Origin of the sequence: Arsukibacterium perlucidum DSM 18276 (genome assembly GCF_000382165.1) — a bacterium.
GTDB classification, from domain to species: domain Bacteria; phylum Pseudomonadota; class Gammaproteobacteria; order Enterobacterales; family Alteromonadaceae; genus Alishewanella; species Alishewanella perlucidum.
In genome coordinates this window covers 1-18003 of sequence record NZ_KB907732.1, presented here as the reverse complement: position 1 = coordinate 18003, position 18003 = coordinate 1, and the positions used below count along the sequence as shown (strand labels likewise).

Genomic DNA, 18003 nt, shown 5'->3' with positions numbered 1-18003 from the left:
AGCTTATGGTAAAGTAGTTACCTGAACAAATACTGAGTAAGGTTATGAAAAACCGGTTGTTATCAGCAAGCGGCTTTGGTGATCCTGCTGCCGGGTTCCGGGTATATATCGCGAACCGGCCGCCCATGGCCGAGTACGCGTATTTACCGGCGGTGCAACCACTGCAACGCGGTGAGATTGAGCTGATCAACAGTGCCTGTGGCAATGGCTGGCGCAAGATATTTAATGTCTACGCCAAATTACTGTTTGCGCTGGACGTTAAGCAATTTACCTATAGCCGGCAGGCTGCAAGCTGGCAACAGTTTCGCGACCAGTATTTACTGCAGACCGCCAGCGATACCGCGTTGCTGTTTAGTCCGCCTGAACTGCAACCAGGCAACAAAACCGTGCATATTATTGCCGGCCGCACTTATGCTAAAGCGCTGCCTGATGCCGGTTTACCGGCTCAGCTAAACTGGCTGAATAACGAATTTGCCATTGATAAAATTAACCGGCTGCTGGTTTGCCCTTACTTTGACTACCGCCAGCTTAATAATGAAAAGCTGGCATATTTAGCGCAGCTGATAAAGGCATTAGATGAATAATGAGAAATTACTAACCCAATTGCAGCAGTTGTCCGCAACATTAAAGGCATTTCAATTCGGGGTGGGTGGCAGTTGTCTGCTATGGCAGCTGGGGCTGGAAACTTCGCCAAATGATATTGATATTGTGTGCAGCGAGGATGACTTTGCGGTTATTTGTAATGAACTGGCAGCAGAGTATCAGTTGCGAGACCCACCACCTCATAGTGAATATGCCACTACACATTTTGCCCGCTTTAGCCGCTCTGGCTGGCCTGATATTGAGCTAATGGCCGGTATCGCGGTAAAAACAAACGGTAAAATGCAGCGCTGGCAGTTTAATCCGCAGCGTTGCCACTGGCAAAATGGCATTTGCTGGATGCCACCTGCTGATTGGCTGCAGCTATATCAGCTGTTCAACCGGCCACAGCGGGTAGCTCAGCTTCGTCATTACTTAGTGCAGTTGCGACTGGGCAGCCTGAGCTAATCTGCTATTTCAACTGCGCTGGGCACTAACTGATAGCCGTCCGCTTTATCTTCACCTTGCGGCCACAGTGTTACCACCCCTGTCGCATAAGCGGTTTTGCCTTTAGCGCTTAGCGGAAACACCATATCGCCATCACGCACTTTGATCCGGAATGGGCCATTTTCGCTGTCCGCAGTAAATTTCATCCAGCAGCCCTGTTTGCTGCAAACCGAGTCGACAGTGCCTGAAATGGTCACTACCTGCTGCAGGTGCGTTTGCGGTGCAGTTAATAACTGCTCCACCGGCATCGCTGCTGTTTTATCAACAACCTCACCAAAAACGGTAGCAGCCTGAGCGCTGAAAAGTGAAGTGGCAAATGCCAGAGCCAGAACGGGTTTATACATAGTTATCCTCCTGTGCGAATAAACCATTCTGGCGTAACAACCGAAAAACGCAAGCGATGGCCCCCTTTGTGGTTAGAGTTTTAAACAGGTGTACCCTGTTGATGTTCGAAAATTACCCTAAACCTGCCCAGCAAGTAAACAAACAGTTTTTAATGTAAAAAATATATGAATTTTCATTTTACTTTGGTTTTTGTGCGCTGTAGTATGCGCGCCGCAATCACCAACTTAGGGAAATAAAACAATGACGTTGAAGTACATACTGCCTGCTATCGCACTGACTGCTACTGCTGTTTCTGCTGAAGAATACCAATTATTCACTGAACTACGTGCTGACCATGTGCGCGTTAGCGGCGACAAAGAAACATTGTGGTCACTGGACGGCACTTATTTCTTTGATAAAAAGCAAACACTGGGCCCGCTGGACCAATTTGAATACATAAATAAGGTAAGCAATGTTTCAGTATCCTTTGCCCGTGCTTATGACGACAACAGCTATGGCATCCGTGGCGAGTACTTCGCTGAAAACAAATTTGTCGTGTCAGCCAGCCATCAGCGCTTTGCTGATTTCGACGTAACGTCTTTAGGCTTAGGCTACCTGATTTCTGATGACTTTATTGTACGTGCTCAGGCGGTTAAGCCTGAAGGCGAAGATACCAGTTTCCAGTTCTCTGCCAGCTATAACCACCAGTTGCAGGGTAATGACTACCTTGGTTTTACCGCTACAGTAGATGATGAATTCGATTTCTTTACCATCAGTAGCAAGTATTTTGCCAGCCTGGGCGACGAGCGTTTTATCACCATCGGCGCTGCAATTGCGGATAATGACGGCGACACCAGCTGGGCAGCTGAAGCAGATTACTATTTCTCTAAAATGACCTCAGTAGGCGTGTCTTACAATAAACAAGACAGCTACAGTCTGAATGCCAAGCACTTCTTTAACCTGAACTGGGCGTTAGAGGCCGGCTTTGGCAGCAATGCCGACAATTCAGACCTTAAAGTTTACAGCCTGGCGGTTATTGGCCAGTTCTAAGTTTCTCTGGTAGCTACACTGGTGTTTTTGGGCAACTTCGGTTGCCCTTTTTTATGCCTGCCTGACATTTTATGAAAACCGGTACTACGCCTCGGCCCATACCCTGCTTAGCGTGGGCTACCACAGAAAACGCGGCGTCTGTTTACAACGGGCGCCTTTTTCGCAGTATCAGGCTGAACTCAGCAGCAAAACAAGCTACCAGCAAACTCAGCAGTTGGGCAGCGCCATGCGCGCCGCCGGGGTAGAGTTATTTGAATACCGCTCGGCCCGCTCAGAGCCCGCTGCCGATTGTGTCGGCTTATTTTCAGCCAAAGCTTTCACCGCCAGCCAACCCGATCAAAGCAGCCAGTGGCTATGTGAACTCAGCGCCGGGCAGGTAGCGTTTAAACAAAACGACGACACTCAGGTTTACCAATTCAACGCTACTCAATTTATGGTAGATGGCAAATTGCCCACGCCGGCTTGATTAAAAAATATCACTTTATGTGACTTATCGTCCGTGGTGATTACCCTGCGCCCGGTAAATACTTTGTCAGTACCAACTGCTGGAGTAAATGCCATGGAAAATCAGCACACATCAGACGATTTAACAGTGCCCTACGAAGAAGAAGTAAACGGCTTCACCATTTATATAGAAGAAAACCCTGACCGCTGGTGTGGTGGTTATATCTGGTCTGTGTGTCAGGGTGAGGCAGAGGTGAGCTCAGGCTTCGAATTTACCATCAAGAGTGCGTTGCAGGCGGCAACTACTCAAAGCAGCGCAACCTAATCTCTCAAATTACGACTTATCACTGTAAACTCTGTTACCTTGTCTTTATAATCAATTCCGGCTTTGCGCGGAGGGTAGATTCTGCCCTGAAATTTGCTAAAAAGCAGCCTAAAAAAATAATCAAATCAAGAATTAATCAGAGATATAACGTGACTAACTATTTAAATCAGATTGAAAACGTACTTATTCCTCTAGCAGAAAAATATGTCCCGGAAGGTAGTTCTTCAAAAGCAGTAGTAGATCAGTGGTTACATGCTTTGGCTAATGGCAGCGATTTGTTTGCAAGTAACAAAGGAATTAGCAGAGACATCGTTCTTAATACATTAAATAGCGTGTTGCCTGAAGCTGAGTTTATTAATCTGAAAGAAATTGTGTACAGTCATCTTGCATTGAAACCGGAAGCATATCCGAAATTCAGATTTATTGATCTGTTTGCCGGCATCGGCGGAATGAGGCTTGGTTTTCAAAATAATTCTGGCTTGTGTGTTTTTTCCTCGGAGTTTGAGAAAAATGCCCAGGCAACCTATTCGGCTAACCATGGTGAATTTCCGTTTGGGGATATTACTAAAATAGATGCTGCTGATATTCCTGATCATGACGTTCTGGTCGCAGGTTTTCCATGTCAGGCTTTTTCTCACGCAGGCCTGAAGTTGGGTATTGATGACACACGCGGCACTTTGTTCCATGATATCGCCAGAATTCTGGAAGCGAAAAAACCAAAGTTTGCATTACTTGAAAATGTTAAAGGCCTGATTAGTCATGATAAAGGTTTTACTCTACAGGTTATTCTTAAAACCTTGACTAGAATTGGGTACAGCTGCAATATACCCAAAGATGTGATTCACCACGGCACTGCAAAGCAAATTCAGGCGGAAGCAAAAAAGATGGTTCTTACATCAACAGATTTTGGTGTGCCACAGAACAGACAGCGTATTTATATAGTGCTATGGCAGGATGGTTTGATAGATTCGTTTGAATACCCAAAACCAATTGGTGTAAATGTGAAAGTTGGCGACATTCTGGAAGCTAAACCAGATCCTAAGCTAACTATCTCAGATAGGCTTTGGGAAGGGCACCAGCGCCGGAAAATTGAAAACAAGAATAATGGTAAAGGATTTGGCTTTGGTTTAGTCACTGAAGATTCCCCATATACCAATACAATTTCGGCTAGGTACTATAAAGATGGCAGTGAGATTTTAATAGCGCAAGGCGGTGGAAATCCAAGAAAATTGAGCACTCGCGAAGCGGCACGTTTGCAAGGTTTCCCTGATTGTTTCAAGCCATCGATGTCAAATACACAAGCGTACAAGCAGTTCGGGAATAGCGTTTCAGTGCCTGTTGTAACAAAACTTGCCGAGAAAATAACAAAACATATATAAGGAATTATAATGTTGCATCAGGATTTGATTTCGTTTCTCAATACTTCAGCAATTAGAAGGTCTGATTTTAGTGCTGCGTTGGGTACATCAGGCGCTTACCTAGTCTTTAGCAATAGCGGCAAACGAGGCAGTGTTAAGAAGTTTAACTTGTCACTTGAGTCTATGTTGGCGGGCTTAGAGGACATGAAATCAAATATTTCAGCATTTTCTGCAAGTCAGTATTACGAGGAATCGAAATGGAGAGACTTGGGCTCCAGGTATTTTAATGACAACGTACTAAATTCAATCGTTACAGTTCAGACTAAACCAGTATTTACGACTTTCTCAAAAATAATTTGTTGGGCCAATGACCTGCAGTACGCAGGCGATAGCAATATTCCAATTACATTAGAAACACTTACCAAGGCTATTGAAAAAATTCAATTAATAATTGCTGAATACACACCTAAAGACATATCTACAAAGAAACAAACGAGTCAGCAAACTATTTTAAACACTTTAGGTACGCAATGTACTTTAAGTAAACCATTTATTCTGCTTGCCGGCATTTCCGGTACCGGAAAATCACGCTTTGTCCGTCAGCAGGCTGCTGCACAGGGCAATGAAAAAGAATTTTTGCAGATGGTGCCGGTTCGGCCGGACTGGCACGAGCCTTCTGATTTACTTGGTTATGTTTCCAGAATTGGCGGTGCGACTAAATTTATCGTAACCGATGCGCTGCGCTTTATGGTTAAAGCATGGCGTGCTGCCGGTGCGGAAGTTATAACGTTGCCGGATGGCAGAGCAGGTTGGGCCGGTAAACCGCTTGATAGCATCAACACCTACTGGCTTTGCCTGGATGAAATGAATCTGGCGCCGGTTGAACAGTATTTCGCCGATTATCTTTCTGTAATAGAAAGCCGCAGCTGGTTGTATGATGGCGATGCACAAGGACAAGACTATCTGTACTGCTGCGAACCTATTCTACCGGCATCTGCGTTGCAGGTTGTAACGGATCAGAATGCCTTAGCCAGAGAGCTTGGTCTGGATATTGATTCACCGGCTGATCAACAGCTTTGGGATGCCTTTTTACAACACGGCATTCCGGTACCGTTTAACCTGGTAGTGGCGGGTACGGTAAATATGGACGAAACCACCCATGGCTTTTCCAGAAAGGTTATTGATCGTGCACTTACTTTTGATTTTGGCCGGTTTTTCCCTAATGACTTTGCCAACCTGTGGGCCGGTCAGCCAGTGCCGAAAATATTAGGTTTTGCCCGGTATTCTCATGCCAGTCCGGAATTATTGGCAGACTGCAAAGAGGATAGCGATGGCCTTAAAACCATTAGCTTTCTGCAGGCGGTAAATGACGTATTGCGGGATACGCCTTTTGAACTGGCTTATCGTGCGCTTAATGAGTTATTGCTGGCAGTAATTTGCCATAGCCCTGCTGATGAGTCTGCACTGCAGGCGGTATGGGACGACTTTATGATGTGTAAGGTGCTGCCGCGCATTGAAGGTGACGATGAGAAACTTTCGGTATCATCTGATACCGTTAAAGCAGAAAACCTGCTGGACAAGCTGGAGCAGATACTGGAAAAGCAATTAACAGCTATCTGGTCCACTAACCGGCCCGAATTGCTGCTGGAAAGTGCCAATCCGGTACCCTGCCGCAGTAAAGCTAAGCTCATCTGGATGAAAGAACGGCTGGAACGAAACAGCTTTACCAGTTTCTGGCCTTAAACGGTGAGCTCAGGGATGCGCGAACTTCTGCAGATCGATACACCAGATTGGCAACTGGCTGTTTATGGGCCTGATGTTGCAGGTAAACAGCGGGTACTGGAAAAAACGATGGCCAGCCGTGGCAAACCTGCACCTACAGGCGCAGTTTTATTTGACCGCTTATTACACGTTACCACCTTTACCACAGAGCAGGGCATCACTGCGTTTAATGCTGAAGTTGGTGATTTAGTAAGCCCTAAAGCATTGTTGTTTGAAAACACCGACTATATGTTTGAACTGTTGTTTAAACATTACTCCGTTTCTGAACCGCTACCGCAGATCACACACAAGCTTACTGCAATCCAAAACGCATTTCGCAGCAAAAAAATCGGCAATCAGCTGTTGGTTAGTGGCACCCTTAATTTTGGTAACAACGTCGGCTGGTTTTCACTGCGATTTAGCTATTTTAGTAATAGCACGCAGCAGAATATTGTTGCTAAATTTAACGTCTTACCCACTAAGATGGACCTCGATTCAGATTTGCAGGCAATTTACCAACGACTGGATCATGACTATCCGTTGTGGCGATTTGCCTTTAGTAACAGCACCGAGTCGACGGCAGACGGCAAAAGACAATCTAATAATAACTTTCCGCTGTTATGGCTGGCCCGTTTTACCGGCTTGCGGGAAAAATTTGAGAAAAATATCTGTATTTTGCTGAATGCCCCCCACAGCCGGCTGGTGCAGGTAGATCGCAGGGTGAAAGCAGAACGGCTGAAAGGCAAGCTGTCAGTTGCTTTGCAGGAAAAACTGGAGCAGGACTTTAGCAATCAGCAGTATTACAACAGCTATGCCACCAGACGAAAGATCCTAAGCCTGGATACACCTGAAAACCGCTTTATTAAAATGGTGCTGCAGTATGCTCATTCCCAGCTGGGCCGGTTTATACAGCTGGTTACTGAAGCTAACAAAAAGCCGGACGCGCAAATCTTTTCCGGCTCATTTGTAAGCCAGCTTAATGGCTGGCAAAAAACAACGGAAAAATATCTGCATCATCCCATGTTTAAAGAAGTGGGTTCATTTAAAGGCATGAGCAAGGAGTCGCTGGTTTTACAGCAAAAAACCGGCTATAGCGGTGTGTATCAAACCTGGCACGAGCTAAAACGCTATCTGGACGTGATGGGCAGCCAAAGCTCTGTTTCAATGAAAACTATCGACCAATTGTATGAAGTATGGTGTTTCCTTGAAATCCGCCGGATCCTTTTAACAAAGGAACTGGGATTTAAGGAAACAGCGCAAAAACCTCATCGGCTTGGCTACTCAGGTGCTGAAGTTAAGTTTGATGATGTGATGGCTGATTCTTATCTCTTCACCCGCGAAGATGGCTTAACCATAAAGCTGGCACATGAGCCAACATTCGGTGAAAAAACTAAACCGGTCCGTTCGTGGTTATATGACCACAAACCAGACATAGTGCTGGAAGCAACCTTCGCTGACAGCTTCAAACTGCTGTGGTTGTTTGATGCAAAGTACCGGATTGACAATAAATCAGAAGACTCTGAGCAGGATTTGGTGCCGCCAGATGCCATTTACCAGATGCACAGATACCGTGATGCGCTGATCCATATCGAAAAAGCCGGAGAGCAAAGCAACAAAAGCCGTTCAGTTTATGGTGCCTATGCACTATACCCGGGGGCTAATAATCAGACAGAGTCGCCTACTAACAGCAAATATGCTGAAGCCATAGAGTCGATTGGTATTGGTGCTTTTCCGCTGCTGCCCTCTGCTGACGGTGAACAGGGTTGTATCTGGCTGAAAACCTTCCTGCTACAGCAATTTTCGGCTGTAACGGCAGCACCGGCGCCACCGGCAAAAGACCGTTATCTGTTGGAAGACTCTGCCCGCATTCCTCACCACGGCATGCAACAGGTACATTATCCGGATTTAACGCTGGTTATTACCGCAGCACCCGAGCAAGGCAGGGATCAAGCTTACATTGACAGCTTTAAACAAGGCACGGCGACTTGTTATCACACCAGGCTTGAGGCAACAGAACGCATAAATCTGGAAAAGAATGCAATAGCAGAAATACGCTACTGCGTTATAGCGACGACTGTAACAGGTAGTGCGGAACGTATAGCTAAATACATATGGCCGGTAAAATCTGTAAAGCTGGTACAAAGAAACAGTCTGAATAAACAGCAAACCGGAATTAACATTGATATTAGTGACCCTCGCTCAGCTGACAAGTATTGGTTATTTGAGTTCGGGCCAGCGTTTGAATTGCCGCAACGAATAACTGGCTTTTGCCAGGTGCATCATGAGGTAAAGTTAACAACACGCCGAAGCCTTGTTCACATTAGTCGTTTTGATAAAGTTGAACAGGTATACAGCGAGGTGATGGCTTATCAACCCTGAGAATCTAAAGGGGCTTAGTTTCTGATGACAGATGTGCATACTAAAACCATCAGAAGTAAAAATATGGCAGCAATCAAGGGTAAAAATACCAGACCTGAAATGATTGTTCGCAAGGGTTTGTACAAGGCCGGATTCCGCTACCGTTTGCATGTTGCCAGCCTGCCGGGTAAACCGGATCTGGTTTTCCCCAAATACAAAGCCGTAATTTTTGTGCAGGGGTGCTTCTGGCATCAGCACCAGTGCGCTATGTTCCACTGGCCGAAAACCCGCACTGAGTGGTGGAAGCAAAAAATAAGCTCAAACAGGGCACACGACGAAGCCGTGCAGGACAAACTGCGCGAGCTGGGCTGGCGGGTGCTGCTGGTTTGGGAGTGTGCGCTAAAAGGTAAGAATAGGGCGCCGCAGCCACAACTTACCGGTGACATCACAAATTGGCTGCAGCACGGCAGTAGCTTTGCAGAGCTACCGGCAGCCTGACTTTTAGCGCCATTCTCGTATCAGGCCTTGTGATTTCAGCACTTTTATGCGCTTATTTATGTGCTTTTTTGCACTTTTATGCACATAAAAGTGTGGTTTTTGTTTGTTTGTATGCGCATAAAAGTGTAATGTTGCCAAAAGTTGATAGTACACAGGTGGTAATATGGAACGCGAGTTACTGACAGAGCTGCTGCGCTGGAAAGCGAAACCTGAGCGTAAACCACTATTGATTGATGGCGCGAGACAAACCGGTAAAACCTATTTACTGAAAGTATTGTTGGGCCAGCATTTTTCAAAGGTATTGCGCATAGACTTCCTCGAGTCGCCACAAATGCTGGACGCTTTTGCCGGCTCGTTGTCGCCAGAAGACGTGCTGACCAATATTGAGTTATTAACAGGGCAACATTTTAATATTGAAACCGACTTACTGATCCTCGATGAAATTGCTGAATGCCCGCGTGCGGTTACCGCATTAAAGTACTTTGCCGAGCAAACGCCGCAGGCTTTTATTGCCGCCAGTGGTTCAAATATTGGCTTGCAGAATACTTTCCCGGTCGGCAAAGTTGAGCAATACAATTTACGGCCGTTAACCTTCCGCGAGTTCCTGTTAGCATCAGCTGAGACTGCATTAGTAAAGGTTTATGATGCCTGTCAGAACTCAGCGGCAGCGCACACTAAGCTGTTTGATAAGCTGACAGATTATTATTTTACTGGCGGCATGCCGGAGGCAGTAAGCCTGTGGTTCAAGCTGGCTGAGCAAAGCATTCTGCAACGTGTTAAAGCCGTGTCGCAAGTCCATGCCGATTTGCTGGCCGGTTATGTGCGGGATTTTGGCAAATATTCCGGTAAGGTTGATGCCGGACTGATTGAGTCGGTGTTTATGGCAGTGCCAGCGCAGCTCGCTGCTGTGGTGGATGAGTCAGTTAAGCGCTTTAAGTTTAAAAATGTGTATGAGCGAAAATCACGTTACCAGGAGTTGGAAAGCGGAATCCTCTGGCTGGAGAAATGCCGGCTAGTTTTGAAAAACTATCCGGTCGAAGGCACGCCACGCAACCCGTTAGCTGCCTATAAAAAAGATAATATGGTTAAGTTGTTTTTGTTTGATGTAGGTTTGCTTAATCATATGCTGGATGTCAGCTATCTTGAGATTAAACAGCAGAATTATGACTACAAAGGCTATATTGCAGAAAATTTTGTCCAGCAAGAGTTAGCAGCACTGGGCGTTGACCCCAGTTTTTCCTGGAGTGATGCCAGGGCTGAAATCGAATTTATTCTGGCTGATGGCGCCGGCAACGTTATACCGTTGGAAGTAAAAAGCGGTAAGCGCACCAAAGCCAGGTCGTTGCAGTCTTATATTGAAAAATGTAACCCGGTTAAAACCATTAAACTAACCGGTACTCAGGGCTCGCCGCCGCTGGAGCAACAGCATCTGGTTTATCCTTTGTACTACACAGCGCGTGCGGTGAATAAGCACTTGCTGTCATTAGCATAAAACAGGATGAGTTTATGAGGGCACTGGAACTTAAAATCCCCCCGGTTATTTTGGTTGTGTTATTTGCCTTAGCAATGTGGCTGGCAGCGCACTTGCTGCCGCCTGTGCCGCTACCCGCATTGTGGGGAAAGGCTTTGGCAATTGTGCTGGCTGGTGCCGGTATGGCGGTGGCGTTAGCGGGTGTATTGGCGTTTCGCCGGGCCAATACCACAGTAGACCCACGGGTGCCGCAGCAAACTTCCAGCCTGGTAATAAAAGGTATTTACCGCTATAGCCGTAACCCGATGTATCTGGGATTTTTACTGCTGTTAACTGCATGGGCGTGTTATTTAATGAGTGTGGCAGCTTTTGCGCTGCTGCCGCTGTTTGTGTGGTATATGAACCGCTGGCAGATAGCGCCGGAAGAGCGCTATTTGCTGGAAAAGTTTGGTGCGGAGTATCAGGTTTATACCAAACAGGTAAGGCGTTGGCTCTAATTTGACAGGTTTACCGGTGGTTTAATCAGTGACTCTGCCGGAATGCCCAACCCCTCGTGCAGCCGCCAGATCATTTTCAAAGTAAGTGAGCGTTTGTGATTTAAAATTTCATAAACCCGATTACTTTTACCAATCATTGGCTCCAGGTCTTTAACTGTCAGGCCTTTTCGTTCCATTTCAAACTTTATAGCCTCAACAGGATCGGGCAAATCGATGGGGAAATGTTTAGCCTCATAAGCTTCAATCAGCGTAACCATTACATCTAACTTCTCGCCGTCCGGCGTATCTGGCTGAGCCAGCATCAGTTGCTCGACTTCATGCAACGCCGCGCGGTAGTCGGCATCATTTCTGATAGGTCTGATATTCATCATTGCTTCTCCGGCGATTATATCGTTTGCACATCAATCTGATCATATTGGCTGTGAGTGCCGACAAACCGTACATAAACTACTTTGTAGGCATAATTAATCCAAACTACCAGCCGATATTTATTACCAGCTATGTTGAATACCACTCTGCCATCTTTGAGAATACTGGCATGCCTGAAATCTTGTTTTACATCTGCAGGCGAATGCCAGTCTGCACTTAATACGTGGCGATGCCAGGCGAGAATAGGCTCTTTGGCATCACTATATTCTGGTTTGTCCTGCCAGAATGCTTTTAACGTTGAGAGTGCAATAATTCTCATAGCGCAATTATAGTCCCATTATGGGACTTTGCAATGGTGTATTTTTTATCCGTCATTCAGTTAGTGCCTTAGCCCAACAACGGTTTTAAATACTGGCCGGTGTAGGATTTTTTGCAGGCGGCGACCTGCTCAGGGGTGCCTGCTACCAGTATTTTACCACCACCGTTACCACCCTCAGGGCCTAAGTCGACTATCCAGTCGGCGGTTTTTATTACGTCCAGATTATGCTCAATAACCACGATGGTATTGCCATGGTCGCGCAGCCGGTGCAGCACGTTCAGCAATTGCTGAATATCGTAAAAATGCAGGCCGGTGGTCGGCTCGTCCAGAATGTACAGGGTTTTGCCGGTGTCGCGTTTGCTTAGTTCGCGCGCCAGTTTTACCCTTTGCGCCTCACCGCCGGATAAGGTGGTGGCCGACTGGCCCAGTTTAATGTAAGTCAGGCCGACATCCTGCAGAGTTTGCAATTTGCGTTTTACTGCCGGGATCGCTTCAAAAAAGGCCAGTGCATCTTCCACTGTCATATCCAGCACTTCGTGAATATTCTTGCCTTTGTATTTAATCTCCAGGGTTTCCCGGTTGTAGCGTTTACTTTTACAAACATCGCAGGGCACATAGACATCAGGTAAAAAGTGCATCTCTACTTTAATCAGGCCATCGCCCTGGCAGGCTTCACAACGCCCGCCCTTAACGTTAAAGCTGAAGCGGCCGACCTGATAACCGCGCGAGCGGGCTTCCTGAGTACCGGCGAACAGCTCACGTACCGCAGTAAAAATACCGGTATAGGTGGCGGCATTCGAGCGTGGGGTGCGGCCAATCGGGCTCTGATCGATATCGATAACTTTATCGAAATGGTCCAGGCCTTTAATCTCATGATGCGGTGCCGGATCGGCACCCTCGCCTTTATTCAGCACCCGGTGCGCTACCCGGTACAGGGTGTCATTAATCAGGGTTGATTTACCCGAGCCTGACACTCCGGTAATGCAGGTCATAACCCCGAACGGAATGGCTAAATCGACATTTTTCAGGTTATTGCCGCTGGCGCCAAGTACTTCCAGCCATTTATCAGTTAACGGCGTGCGCTTTTCCGGTACCGCAATTTTGCGGGTGCCGGCCATATACTGACCGGTTAACGATTTGGGCTCAGCCATAATCTGCTCTATGGTGCCCTGAGCCACGATATGGCCGCCATGCACCCCGGCGCCTGGGCCGATATCGATAATATGGTCAGCCAGGCGCACTGCATCTTCGTCATGCTCGACCACGATAACGGTATTACCTAAGTCACGCAGGTGAGTCAGGGTACCGAGCAGGCGTTCGTTGTCACGCTGGTGCAGGCCGATCGAAGGCTCATCCAGCACATACATCACGCCGACTAAACCGGCGCCAATCTGGCTGGCTAAGCGAATACGCTGCGCTTCACCGCCCGACAGAGTTTCGGCACTGCGCGATAAATTAAGATAATTCAGGCCAACGTTTACCAGAAAGCTCAGCCGGTCCTGAATTTCTTTTAATACTTTCTCAGCGATTTTCGCCTTCTGGCCCTGCAGGCTAAGCTGCTGGAAAAAGGCTAAACAGTCGCCAATTGATAACTCAACGATTTCTGGCAGGTTGGTTTTACCAATAAACACATGGCGCGCTTCGGTGCGCAGCCGGGTGCCATGACAGCTGGGGCAGGCCTGGGTAGCGAGGTATTTACTCAGCTCTTCCCGTACCGAGTTTGATTCTGTCTCGCGGTAGCGCCGCTCCATGTTTGGCACTATGCCTTCAAACGGGTGGCTGCGTAGTACCACGTCACCGCGATCGTTCAGGTATTTAAAGTCGACCACGGTTTTACCGCTGCCGTATAAAATGGCGTCCTGCTGCTTTTTAGTCAGGCTGCTAAAGGGCACATCCAGCTTAAAGCCGTAATGCTCGGCCAATGCTTTTAACATCTGAAAATAATAGAAATTACGTTTATCCCAGCCGCGAATAGCGCCGCCAGCCAGGCTTAGCTGGTTACTGACGATGACTTTATTCGGGTCGAAAAACTGTTTTACCCCCAGACCATCACAACTGGGGCAGGCGCCGGCCGGGTTATTAAACGAAAACAGCCGCGGCTCCAGCTCGGTCATCGAATAACCGCAGGTGGGGCAGGCAAAATTGGCTGAAAATACCAGTTCGGCCGTGTCAGGTTCATCCATAAAGGCCACTTTGGCAACGCCACCCGATAACGCCAGCGCGGTTTCAAATGATTCGGCTAAGCGTAGTTTAATGTCGTCGCGCACTTTAATCCGGTCGATCACCACTTCAATGGTATGTTTTTTATGCAAATCCAGCGTCGGCGGGTCAGACAAGTCGCACACCTCACCATCAATCCGCGCCCGGATATAACCCTGGGCAGCCAGGTTTTCCAGGGTTTTAACGTGCTCGCCTTTGCGTTCCTGCACCACCGGGGCCAGCACCATTAATTTGGTGCCCTCCGGGAAGGCGGTCACTTTATCGACCATTTCACTGATGGTTTGTGCCGCTAACGGCTGGTCGTGCACCGGGCAACGCGGCTCGCCCACCCGGGCAAATAACAGCCGCAGGTAATCGTAAATTTCGGTAATGGTGCCGACAGTGGAGCGAGGATTATGCGAGGTGGACTTTTGCTCAATCGAAATCGCCGGCGACAAGCCTTCAATATGGTCGACATCGGGTTTTTCCATCATGCTTAAAAACTGCCGGGCATAAGCCGACAAAGACTCAACATAGCGGCGCTGCCCTTCGGCATACAGGGTGTCAAAAGCCAGTGACGACTTGCCGGAACCCGATAAGCCGGTGATCACAATCAGTTTATCGCGTGGGATTTGCAGCGAAATATTTTTCAGGTTGTGGGTACGGGCACCCCGAATATCAATTTTATCCATTGCGGTTTCCGGTTATCAGCAGTGAAGGCACTAAACTGTACAAATATACACTACATAGCATTAATAAAAAACCAGCTAGCTTAATCTGGCTGGGTTTAGCTGGTTATAGCACTTAGTTAGCGTAAGGTTAGAACCCCGTTTCGGTCACCACAGAGTGTCTGAGGCTTTACGCCAGTAAAGCCGAGTTGCTGTGGTGAGCCGGGGCGGGTGTTGTAACCTGAAGCTTAAAGGTCACTAGTACGCACACACTTTTAAATTGGCTTGTTATGCGAATATAAAAATCTGAATCAGGCGATAAGAATAACGTCGAATGTCCGCATATTGCCGTTAATCAACTTAAAGCATGCCGGTTCTGTGCTACACTTGCGCGCCTATTTCGGCTGTTAATCAAAATTAATGGATCAACTGAACGCTATTGAAAAACGGGCAGCACTGGCGCTGGCGCTGGTGTTCTCTACCCGGATGCTGGGCCTGTTTATGCTGCTGCCGGTATTTGCACTGTACGGCACTGAACTTATTGGCTACTCACCGCTGTGGATAGGCCTGGCCATTGGCGCCTATGGCCTGACTCAGGCAATTCTGCAAATTCCGTTTGGCTGGTTATCTGACCGGATTGGCCGGCATAAAGTGATGCTGCTGGGCCTGGCGTTATTTGTGCTGGGTTCGGTGGTAGCCGCCCTGGCTGAATCGGTATACATGGTAACGTTTGGTCGTATTTTGCAGGGCGCGGGCGCTATTGCCGGCGCGGTGCTGGCGCTGGCGGCCGATTTAACCCGCGATGAGCAGCGGCCAAAAGTGATGGCCATTATCGGCGCCAGTATCGGTTTGTCATTTGCGCTGGCGATGATAGCAGGGCCGTTAATGGCTAAATGGGCTGGCTTAAGTGGCGTGTTCTGGTTTACCGCAGTACTGGCTTGCTGCGCCATGTTAATAGTAGCCTTTCTGGTACCGAAAAGTGTTAGCAAGGCGCCTGCTGCAGAAACTCTGGCCGTGCCGGCAACTTTGCTCAGTATTATCAGACACCGCCAGTTGTTGCAGCTCGATATTGGCGTTTTACTGCTACATTTAATCCTAACGGCTATGTTTGTTGCCCTGCCGGTGCTGCTTAACCAATATCAGCTGGCTGCTGAGCAGCATTGGCTGGTGTACCTGCCGGTGCTGGTTGCCTCTTTTGTGCTGATGGTACCCATGATGATTATTGCCATGCGCCGGCAGCAGGAAAAAGGTTATTTTCTGGTGGCGATCAGCCTGCTGATTATTGCTATGTTACTGGCTTATATTGCCACTGACCTATGGTGGTTAATTGCCGCTTTATTGTTATTTTTTACCGGCTTTAACTTTTTAGAAGCCAGCTTGCCGGCAATGGTATCGCGGGTGGCACCGGCCGGAAAGCGCGGTAGTGCTATGGGCATTTACTCCAGCAGCCAGTTTTTCGGGGCCTTTGCCGGTGGTCTGATCGGCGGCCTGGTGGCTCAGCATTTTAGTTATACAATGGTGTTTGCTGTGATGGCCGCTATTGGTTTAATATGGCTGCTTATTGCCCGGACGATGCGGGTGCCTGCCCGGGCCCAGCGCCTGTCGCTGGCAGTGCAGGTTAATTCAGAACAACAGGCCAGCGCATTGGCCGGCCGTTTAGCAGAGCTTAACGGCGTGCAGGAAGTGACCATTTTACTGGCCGAACAACGCTGTTATTTAAAAGTCAGTTCGCAGCAATTTGACCTGGCACAGGCCCGGTCATTGGTTGGTACAAACCAACCCTAATTTTTTCAGGAGAAATCGCATGGCGCGTGGAATTAATAAAGTTATCTTAATCGGCAATCTGGGCGCCGACCCGGAAGTGCGTTACATGCCACAGGGCGGTGCCGTAGCAAATATGACACTGGCCACCTCAGAAAGCTGGACCGACAAAAACACCAATGAGAAAAAAGAGCAGACTGAATGGCACCGGGTGGTAATTTATCAGCGTCTGGCTGAAATTGCCGGTGAATACCTGCGTAAAGGCAGCAAGGTTTATATTGAAGGTAAACTGAAAACCCGCAAATGGACTGACAAAGATGGTGTTGAACGCTACACCACCGAAATCGTCGCCAATGAGCTGCAAATGCTGGATGGCCGGGGTGAAGGTCAGCAGCAGGGCGGTGGCATGGGTGGCGGCCAGCAAGGCGGCTATCAGCAACGTGCACCACAACAACCTGCCCAGCAGGGCGGCTACCAGCAACCACAGCAAAGTGGTGGCGGCTACCAGCAGGCACCGGCACAGTCAGCACCGCAGCAAGGTGGCTATCAAAAGCCGGCTCAGCAACCAGCTCAGCAACAACGGCCGCCAATGGAACCGCCAATCGACTTTGACGACGATATCCCGTTCTAGTTTTCCAACTTTTACACTGTAAAGATTTTAATATGTAAAGCCCCTATATAAAGGGGCTTTTTTTATTTTTTATGTAAAATTTATTTGCTGACTGTTTTTTGACCTGCTATAAATATACCAAGTTGAAAGTGTAAAGGTTTGTGGCATGAAGCTTCGCAAAGTCAGAATGGGCGGGATCAATGAAGTCGGATGCTTGGTTGTCGATGACAACGGAGTGCCTATCGATCGCATTTGTCGCTACACCTTGATTGATCTTTCTGGGCAAGCGGATACGACACAGGCGAATATCACTCGACATGTCATTCACATCGAACGATGGGCTCAAAAACATGGGGTCGACTTGGAAGATGAGGTTGTTCTCGGTGGTCTGTCAAAGGGGGAGTTGTTTACATCATTTGTTCGCCACTTAGAGAGATTTTCAGATCAATCAAGTGTTGTTTCTATTGGAACAGTTGAACCTGAGTATTTTAATCAGCGAATTGATGCATCTATTGCCTATTTTGACTACTTAGTCAGCCGAGCGAATGCTCGGCGTCACACCGGTGACCCGATGATCATTCAAATCATTAAATTAGCTGAGAAGTTAAAAGAGCGGCTCCAGAAACGACGGAGACACGTCGCAAAAAACTCACAGGTTTATGGGTTGTCTCTGTTGTTACAGGCATCGCTGTATCAAGGGTTGAGTGATCCCAAATACTTTGGATGGAATCGAAATACGGCTTTGCGTAACAAATTGATTTGTCGGATCTGTTATGAAACAGGTGTTCGTCGAGGCGAATTATTGTTGCGTATTCTGCCCCAAAGTGAACACTGATTCTGGTTTAATGTGAACACCCGTACTGATTTAATATGAACACCTATTCTGGCGCAAAGTGAACGCTTTT

General features: G+C 47.7%; 18 protein-coding genes. 14 read left to right on the top strand and 4 right to left on the bottom strand.

Annotated features, from left to right (window positions below):
- The first annotated feature begins 44 nt into the window (after nt 1-44).
- Entirely contained in the window at nt 45-584 is a 540-nt protein-coding gene (locus H141_RS0117215) for a DUF6942 family protein (protein WP_019677533.1), read from the top strand.
- A complete protein-coding gene (locus tag H141_RS0117210) occupies nt 577-1047 on the top strand; it encodes a hypothetical protein (RefSeq protein WP_019677532.1) in 471 nt (156 codons plus the stop codon). The genes H141_RS0117215 and H141_RS0117210 overlap by 8 nt, the downstream gene beginning before the upstream one ends.
- On the opposite strand, the gene H141_RS0117205 is transcribed toward H141_RS0117210, so the two are convergent.
- Nucleotides 1044-1430, bottom strand: a complete 387-nt coding sequence (locus H141_RS0117205; protein WP_019677531.1) for a DUF4920 domain-containing protein — start codon at nt 1428-1430, stop codon at nt 1044-1046. The two genes, H141_RS0117210 and H141_RS0117205, sit on opposite strands and share 4 nt — an antisense overlap.
- Before the next feature lie 241 nt (nt 1431-1671).
- Here H141_RS0117205 and H141_RS0117200 point away from each other — a divergent pair, with 241 nt between their 5' ends.
- The 9 genes from H141_RS0117200 (at nt 1672) to H141_RS0117160 (ending at nt 11172) form a co-directional block, all read left to right on the top strand.
- On the top strand, nt 1672-2460 hold the full coding sequence (locus H141_RS0117200) for a putative porin (protein WP_019677530.1): 789 nt from the start codon (nt 1672-1674) through the stop codon (nt 2458-2460).
- A 112-nt stretch (nt 2461-2572) separates the two neighbouring features.
- Entirely contained in the window at nt 2573-2926 is a 354-nt protein-coding gene (locus tag H141_RS20565; RefSeq protein ID WP_019677529.1) for an RES family NAD+ phosphorylase, read from the top strand.
- Nucleotides 2927-3019: 93 nt separating this feature from the next.
- Complete coding sequence (locus H141_RS0117190) at nt 3020-3229, top strand: hypothetical protein (protein WP_019677528.1); 210 nt, start codon at nt 3020-3022, stop codon at nt 3227-3229.
- Between the two features lie 149 nt (nt 3230-3378).
- Complete coding sequence (locus H141_RS0117185) at nt 3379-4608, top strand: DNA cytosine methyltransferase (protein ID WP_019677527.1); 1230 nt, start codon at nt 3379-3381, stop codon at nt 4606-4608.
- 183 nt (nt 4609-4791) lie between these two features.
- Nucleotides 4792-6330, top strand: coding sequence for an McrB family protein (locus tag H141_RS0117180; protein WP_157610999.1), 1539 nt, complete (start codon nt 4792-4794; stop codon nt 6328-6330).
- Between the two features lie 15 nt (nt 6331-6345).
- The gene (locus tag H141_RS0117175; RefSeq protein WP_019677525.1) at nt 6346-8727 is read left to right on the top strand and encodes a DUF2357 domain-containing protein; all 2382 of its coding nucleotides are present in this window, start codon (nt 6346-6348) and stop codon (nt 8725-8727) included.
- A 24-nt stretch (nt 8728-8751) separates the two neighbouring features.
- Nucleotides 8752-9204, top strand: coding sequence for a very short patch repair endonuclease (locus tag H141_RS0117170; protein ID WP_019677524.1), 453 nt, complete (start codon nt 8752-8754; stop codon nt 9202-9204).
- 163 nt (nt 9205-9367) lie between these two features.
- Nucleotides 9368-10696, top strand: a complete 1329-nt coding sequence (locus H141_RS0117165) for an ATP-binding protein (protein ID WP_019677523.1) — start codon at nt 9368-9370, stop codon at nt 10694-10696.
- 14 nt (nt 10697-10710) lie between these two features.
- Nucleotides 10711-11172, top strand: a complete 462-nt coding sequence (locus H141_RS0117160; RefSeq protein ID WP_019677522.1) for a methyltransferase family protein — start codon at nt 10711-10713, stop codon at nt 11170-11172.
- On the opposite strand, the gene H141_RS0117155 is transcribed toward H141_RS0117160, so the two are convergent.
- From H141_RS0117155 to uvrA, 3 genes are all read right to left on the bottom strand, one after another.
- Nucleotides 11169-11543, bottom strand: coding sequence for a hypothetical protein (locus H141_RS0117155; protein ID WP_019677521.1), 375 nt, complete (start codon nt 11541-11543; stop codon nt 11169-11171). The genes H141_RS0117160 and H141_RS0117155 overlap by 4 nt on opposite strands.
- A 14-nt stretch (nt 11544-11557) precedes the next feature.
- Entirely contained in the window at nt 11558-11860 is a 303-nt protein-coding gene (locus H141_RS0117150) for a type II toxin-antitoxin system HigB family toxin (protein ID WP_019677520.1), read from the bottom strand.
- Between the two features lie 68 nt (nt 11861-11928).
- Nucleotides 11929-14751 carry an excinuclease ABC subunit UvrA gene (gene uvrA, locus H141_RS0117145; protein ID WP_019677519.1) on the bottom strand — a complete coding sequence of 941 codons (2823 nt, stop codon included), beginning with the start codon at nt 14749-14751 and terminating at the stop codon, nt 11929-11931.
- A gap of 396 nt (nt 14752-15147) precedes the next feature.
- On the opposite strand from uvrA, the gene H141_RS0117135 reads away from it, so the two are divergent.
- The 3 genes from H141_RS0117135 to H141_RS0117125 all read left to right on the top strand — a co-directional run bounded on the left by H141_RS0117135 (nt 15148) and on the right by H141_RS0117125 (nt 17933).
- Nucleotides 15148-16512 (top strand): MFS transporter, encoded by a 1365-nt coding sequence (locus tag H141_RS0117135; RefSeq protein WP_019677517.1) that lies wholly within the window; start codon nt 15148-15150, stop codon nt 16510-16512.
- A gap of 19 nt (nt 16513-16531) precedes the next feature.
- Nucleotides 16532-17119, top strand: coding sequence for a single-stranded DNA-binding protein (gene ssb, locus H141_RS0117130; RefSeq protein WP_019677516.1), 588 nt, complete (start codon nt 16532-16534; stop codon nt 17117-17119).
- Between the two features lie 145 nt (nt 17120-17264).
- On the top strand, nt 17265-17933 hold the full coding sequence (locus H141_RS0117125) for a hypothetical protein (RefSeq protein WP_019677515.1): 669 nt from the start codon (nt 17265-17267) through the stop codon (nt 17931-17933).
- Nucleotides 17934-18003 lie beyond the last annotated feature (70 nt).